Source organism: Thioclava atlantica (genome assembly GCF_000737065.1).
In the GTDB taxonomy this organism is placed as follows: domain Bacteria; phylum Pseudomonadota; class Alphaproteobacteria; order Rhodobacterales; family Rhodobacteraceae; genus Thioclava; species Thioclava atlantica.
Genome location: NZ_AQRC01000011.1, coordinates 139332 through 145720, shown reverse-complemented (window position 1 = coordinate 145720; position 6389 = coordinate 139332). Strand labels below are relative to the sequence as shown.

Below are 6389 nucleotides of genomic sequence, written 5' to 3'. Positions count from 1 at the left end.
GGATATCCGGAACACCTGACCGGATGTTGTCGGAATGCCCGACCGGATGCGTCGGTGTGCGCATTGCAGGTGATTGTCTGAACGCTGTTGCCCCTTCTCCGGCGATGGATTGTACCCAATACTGTTTATTGAACGGTCTGATGGACCTCGCGATCGTTCTTGTTTCCCCTCAAATCTGCGCGCGCCGTAGCCGAAGGGAGTTTAGGACGACCGAGATTGAGGAAGCGCTCATGGCAAAGGCCGCAAACATCGGACTGATCAAGATCCCGAGGAATGGGAACAAGATCCCCGCAGCGACGGGCACGCCCGCAGTGTTGTAGATCAGAGCAAAGAACAGGTTCTGGCGTATGTTCCGCATGGTCGCGCGGGCGAGTTTGCGCGCACGCACGATACCGTCGAGGTTCCCTTTGACGAGCGTGAACCCTGCGCTCTCAATGGCCACATCGGCGCCGGTGCCCATGGCAATCCCGACATCGGCCTGAGCCAGGGCAGGTGCATCGTTGACACCGTCGCCGGCCATGGCAACCTTGTGCCCCTTGGCCTGAAGTTCCTTGATGATCTTCGCTTTGTCTTCCGGCATCACATCGGCGCGGATCTCGTCGATGCCTAGACTGGACGCGACGGCCCTAGCGGTACGCTCATTGTCTCCCGTCGCCATGATAATACGGAACCCAAGTGCGTGCAGTTCCTTCAGGGCGGCCGGTGTGGTCGCCTTTACCGGGTCTGCGACGCTGACAAGACCGGCAACGTCATTCTCGACGACGACAAACATAACCGTTTCGCCATTATCCCGACGGGCATCCGCCTTGTCCCGAAGCTCTGCTGCATCAAGTCCGAGGTCAGTCAGGAGTTTCACGTTGCCGAGCGCCACTACCCGCCCGTCCACCGTGCCTTTGACGCCCTTGCCGGTGACCGCCTCGAAGGCGTCGGCTTTTGCCAGGTCGACGCCACGCTCTTCAGCACCGCGTACGATGGCTTCCGCGAGAGGATGCTCGGAGCCGCGTTCCAGCGATGCGGCAAGCCGAAGCACTTCTACCTCATCGTGACCCGGTTCAGGGTAGACGCCGACAAGTTTCGGCTTGCCTTCCGTCAGCGTGCCGGTCTTGTCGACGATCAGGGTATCGACCTTCTCGAACCGTTCCAGTGCCTCTGCATTCCTGATCAGGACACCCGCCTGCGCGCCGCGCCCCGTCGCCGTCATGATAGACATCGGTGTCGCAAGGCCGAGGGCACAGGGACAAGCGATGATGAGAACGGCAACGGCCGCAATAAGAGCATAGGAAAGGGCCGGGACCGGGCCCCAAATGGCCCAGCCAATGAAGGCCAGCACGGCGATGCCAATAACTGCAGGCACGAAATATCCGGAGACCTTGTCGGCGTATTTCTGGATCGGCGCGCGAGACCGCTGCGCATTGGCCACCATCTCGACGATTTGGCTCAGCATCGTGTCGGCGCCGACGCGCGTCGCCTCCATGATCAGGCTGCCGGTTCCGTTGATCGTGGCGCCCGTTACAGGGTCTCCTCCGACCTTTTCTACCGGTACCGGCTCGCCCGTGATCATGCTTTCGTCAACTGAGGACCTGCCTTCGACGACCATACCATCGACCGGCACCTTGTCACCGGGTCGCACACGTAGTCGGTCGCCGACCTGGACCTGTTCCAATGGAACCTCTTCCTCGCTTCCGTCGTCGCGGATAATACGTGCCGTCTTGGCGGCCATATCCAGAAGAGCACGGATCGCCTTGCCAGTGCCTTCGCGAGCGCGCAGCTCCATCACCTGTCCCACAAGGACCAGCGTGACGATCACAGCCGCCGCCTCGAAATAGACGCCGACATGCCCTTCGGCATCCCGGAACCCATCGGGGAATATGCCCGGTGCCAGGACGGCGATGATGCTGAACAGCCATGCGGCGCTTACACCCATGGCAATGAGACTGAACATATTGAGGTTCCTTGTCCGGAACGAGTTCCAGCCACGAACAAGGAAAGGCCAGCCGGACCAAAAGACAACGGGTGTCCCGAGCGCGAGTTCGACCCAGAGGGTGACGCGTTCACCGAATATCTCGCGCACCCCGCTCAGGCCAAGATAGGGGCCCATGGTCAGCACAAGGAGCGGTACGGTCAAAATGGCCCCCACCCAGAAACGACGGCTGAAGTCCACAAGCTCCGGGTTCGGGCCTTCCGCTTCCATGGCGGCCGATTCCAGTTCCAGCCCCATACCGCAGATCGGACAAGACCCGGGATGCGTCTGGCGCACCTGAGGGTGCATCGGACAGGTATAAACCGGGCCAGTGTAGTCGTTGGGAACCGAGTCCAAGTGGTTTGGCTCCACCGCGTCGCCCGTGTGCTGATGATGGGCGTGGTGTTGCGAGGGCTCGCCCTCCGGCACCAGATGCATCTGGCATTTCGGGCAATCTCCCGGTTCGGCGCGGCGTACCTCGGGGTGCATCGGGCAAGTGAAGACCGTGCCCGCGTAGCCAGAAGGAACTTGATCGTCAGATCCGTTGGCATGTTCGTGATGGTTGTTCATTCGGGGATCCTTTCCCGTATTTCTAGCTCATTGCCTCAAACCTAATTCTTCCAGTAACTGGAAGGTCAAGTGGCGCATTGAGCAACTTTCATTTCTGTCGCTAACAGCTCGCCGACGCAGACTGCGTTCGTTGAGTGTGGAATCGTATCGGTACTGACGATCCGCGCGGCACCGGCATGGCGGATTGCTTCCTCTGCGCCGTGTGCGAAAACCGCGTGGATAATTACGCAAGTCGCAGGTCGGGCACCGGCCTGCTCGAGTTGTTCGAGCGTTCGGATCAGCGTGTGTCCGGACGAGGCGATATCATCGAGGATCACGGGTGTCCCCTGTCGGAAAACGGCGCTGCCCGGCAGGCTGATCTCGACCTGCCGATCCCCGGAGCGATGTTTTGTCAGCACTTCGTAGGGGCGTCCGGCGAGCCTGGCGACTTCAGCCACCCATTGCTGGCTTTCGCTGTCAGGCCCAAGGAGCACGGCCTCTGGAACGTTCGCCGCAATCCAGTCGGCCAGCAGAGGGGCTGTGGCGACACGATATGCGGGAATGCGGAACAGCGCTGAAAGGCTCGGGTTGCGATGCAGATGGGGGTCAGCGGTCATCACCCAGTCGAAACATTCATCAAGAAATCCCGCGAAGATCGGGGCGCTCACAGCTTCGCGTGGATGAAACCGCTTGTCCTGGCGCATGTAGCCAAGATAGGGCGCGACCAGCCCCACACGCGCGGCCCCAAGTTCGCGCGCCGTCAGAGCTGCGAAACGCAGAGGCAACGCCAGCCGATCAGGATCGCGCAACGTGGCGAGGAAGGCGATTTCGCGTCCTGCAGGATCGCCGCCGAGCTTCACGAGGGTTTCACCATCGGGAAAATGGTGCAAGTCCACCGGCTGGATTTCGGCACCGGATGTCGCCGCCATTCTGCGCGCCAATGGCTCCATGCCGGGAAAGGGGGCGATAATGGTCATCAGTTTGCCTCCTCAATTGTGCAAAGTCCCAATTGCGCCTCGGCATAGGAGCGGGCGTATTCCAGTTCTCCCAGCGTTTCGGCGTGGATCTCGAACAGCGGCTTGCCAAATTCGATATGGTCACCGATCTGGACCAGAAGGCGCAGCCCTGCGAGCTGCTGCCGCGGTGCGCCGGCGAGTTTCGCTGTGCGCGCGATGCGGCGATTGTCAATCGCAATGAGGCGCCCCGCCGTGCGGGAGGTGATCACCGCATGATAACGCGCCTCACCGGGCTCAGTGAAACCGCCTTGTGCATCGCAAATCGCAATGAACTTCGCCTCGGCAGCGCCGCTGTCGAGCAGCTGTGCGGCCACCTTTCGCCCGCCCGCGCCGCCCGTCTCGGGGACAAGGTCCAGCAGCGCTCCAGCGATGTCGAGTGCACGGTCGCGCAGGTCGACAGGGAAGTTCTCGTTGCGGCGTAGCACGGCAAGGACATCTTGGGCTTCAAGTGCGGGTCCAATTCCGCGTCCGACAGGTGCAGTCCCGTCGCTTTGATGGATCGAGAGCGTCAGGCCGATGGCCTTGCCAACGGCGCGGAGCCGCTCTGCCAGCGCAGCGGCGGTTTCCGCCGAGCGGACCTTGGCCGTTGGTCCGACGGGCACATCGATCAGCACGCGCTTCGCACCGACCGCAGCCTTCTTCGACAAGACGCTCGCCACCAGCTGTCCGTCGCTGTCGAAATCGAGTGGCCGTTCAATCCGGATCAGAACATCGTCCGCAGGGCTGAGAGCGAGGTTGCCCCCCCAAACGATGCACCCGCCCTCAGCCTCGACGACGCGTCTCAACGCGGGGATGTCGAGCGAGACGGGAGCCATGACCTCCATCGTGTCGGCCGTGCCTGCGGGGGAAGTGATCGCGCGAGAAGAGGTCTTGGGGATCATCAGCCCCGCCGCCGCGATGATCGAAACGATGATCGGCGTGGTGCGGTTTCCTGGAAGCCCCCCGACGCAATGCTTGTCGTAGATCTCGGCGCCGCCCCAATCCAGCGTTTCGCCCGCCGCCTGCATGGATCGGGTCAGTGCGATGGTTTCCGCAATCGAAAGCCGGTCGCCCGCGCAGGCGGTGATGAAGGCTGCCAGATCGAGATCGGAGAGACGATGATCGAGGACGTCACGAATGATTGCGTCGAACCTTTGCTGCTCAAGGGTTTCTCCATAGACCTTGGCGCGGATCGCTGAGACGGAGTCCGGTGGCTCCGGGTGCGTAAAACTTGCCCGGTCCCCCGGTTGGGGCTTCAGGGCGGCCCAGGCTTCTTCCGACAAGGCGGCAGTGTCGTCGGGCAGCCAGTCGCCATTGGTCAACACGTTCAGCGTGGCAATCACCGACCTGTCGCCGAGCGTGACCTCGATCCGGGTCAGGGCTGCGAAGCCTTCGGCGCGGCAGACGTGGCAGTCTTCGCGCATGAAGACAACGGGTTGCCGGTAAGTGTCGATCCCCGCGCGGGACAGGGCGAGCGTATTGTCGATTTCTGTCATTTTGGATTGTCCAGCCGGATCGTTTCGAGGTGTTCGGGGGCGCGGGCAGGCCAGCCGAGTTCATGTTCGATCCGCCAGCGCAGCCGGTCCGAGGCAGAAGGTTCGCCGTGAGTCACATAGGTCATGCGCGGCGCGCGATCCGACGCGCGCATCCAGGCCAGCAACTCTTCGGCATCGGCATGTCCGGAAAAGGCTTCGAGCTGGATCACCTCTGCCCTGATCGGGAAATCTCGACCGAACATGCGCAGACTGTCCGCGCCAGCGGCCAGTGCCGCCCCGCGGGTACCGCCAGCCTGAAAGCCCGACAGCAGGATTGCGTTGCGCGGGTCGCCGCCGAAGCTGGCGAGGTGATGCAGGATCCGCCCGCCGGTCAACATGCCGCTCGCCGAAATGATGATCATCGGGCCATGCTGCGTGTTCAGCTTCTTCGACTCCTCGACCGAAGTGACCCGCTTGGCGATCTGGAACATCGCAAGGCAATCCTCCCAGGCAACGTGATGTTCTTCGTGATGGCCGTGGTAGATTTCGGTCGCGTCGATCGCCATTGGCGAGTTGAGATAAACCGGCACATATGGGATCTCGCCGCGGTTTTGCAGGCGTGCAATGTGATACATAAGCCCCTGCGCGCGCCCAACCGCGAATGAGGGGATGAGAACCGTACCGCCCCGCCCGAAAACACGTTTCAGGATTGGCAGAAGCTCTTCCTCCGCGTCGATGGCTGCGTGATGGCGATTGCCATAGGTGGATTCACAAACCAACACGTCCGCACCTGAGAACGGTTGTGGTGGTCGCATCAGTGCGTCGTTCTGTCGGCCGAGGTCGCCACTGAAGTGGATTGTCCTTCCTGGCAGTCTGATACGGATCTGCGCCGCACCGAGCAAATGGCCCGCCGGGATGAACTCTGCGGATATTCCGTCACCAACATCGACTGTGCTGTTGAAGGGAACTCTGTGCAAATGCTCAAGCGCCGCCTGAGCATCTTTCAACGTGTAGAGCGGCTTGGGGTTCTTGTGCTTGGAGTATCGGTGCCTTTTGGCAAAACGTGCCTCCTCTTCCTGGATATGGCCGCTGTCCGGCAGGATCAGGCCGCAGAGTTCCTCCGTCGCTTCGGTACACATCACCTTCCCTCGATACCCGCCGCGGATCAGCGCAGGCAGATAGCCTGAATGATCGAGATGCGCGTGCGTCAGAAGTACGGTGTCAATGGTGGTGGGGCGTACCGGAAACGCCTTGCGGTTGCGGTCCCGCAGCGATTTGAAGCCTTGAAACAAGCCACAATCAACTAGAATGCGGCGATCCCCGGTTTCAATCAGATAGCGCGATCCGGTTACTGTTCCGGCGGCTCCCAGAAAACGAAGTGTTGGGCGAGTGTCCTGTGCCATGATCCTG

The 6389-nt window shown here is 61.5% G+C and carries 4 protein-coding genes; all 4 read right to left on the bottom strand.

Annotated elements, in window-relative coordinates; all coding sequences use genetic code 11:
• Positions 1 to 169: 169 nt before the first annotated feature.
• A complete protein-coding gene (locus DW2_RS13805) occupies positions 170 to 2530 on the bottom strand; it encodes a copper-transporting P-type ATPase (protein WP_009573624.1) in 2361 nt (786 codons plus the stop codon).
• 65 nt (positions 2531 to 2595) lie between these two features.
• Positions 2596 to 3486 (bottom strand): ribose-phosphate diphosphokinase, encoded by an 891-nt coding sequence (locus DW2_RS13800; protein WP_009573625.1) that lies wholly within the window; start codon positions 3484 to 3486, stop codon positions 2596 to 2598.
• Complete coding sequence (locus tag DW2_RS13795; protein ID WP_009573626.1) at positions 3486 to 5000, bottom strand: thymidine phosphorylase family protein; 1515 nt, start codon at positions 4998 to 5000, stop codon at positions 3486 to 3488. The genes DW2_RS13800 and DW2_RS13795 overlap by 1 nt, the downstream gene beginning before the upstream one ends.
• The gene (locus tag DW2_RS13790) at positions 4997 to 6382 is read right to left on the bottom strand and encodes an MBL fold metallo-hydrolase RNA specificity domain-containing protein (protein WP_009573627.1); all 1386 of its coding nucleotides are present in this window, start codon (positions 6380 to 6382) and stop codon (positions 4997 to 4999) included. The genes DW2_RS13795 and DW2_RS13790 overlap by 4 nt, the downstream gene beginning before the upstream one ends.
• Positions 6383 to 6389: the final 7 nt, after the last annotated feature.

Coding starts and splice junctions, on each gene's coding strand:
- DW2_RS13805 (WP_009573624.1), bottom strand. CDS start 2,530: ATGAACAACCATCACGAACATGCCAACGGATCTGACGATCAAGTTCCT.
- DW2_RS13800 (WP_009573625.1), bottom strand. CDS start 3,486: ATGACCATTATCGCCCCCTTTCCCGGCATGGAGCCATTGGCGCGCAGA.
- DW2_RS13795 (WP_009573626.1), bottom strand. CDS start 5,000: ATGACAGAAATCGACAATACGCTCGCCCTGTCCCGCGCGGGGATCGAC.
- DW2_RS13790 (WP_009573627.1), bottom strand. CDS start 6,382: ATGGCACAGGACACTCGCCCAACACTTCGTTTTCTGGGAGCCGCCGGA.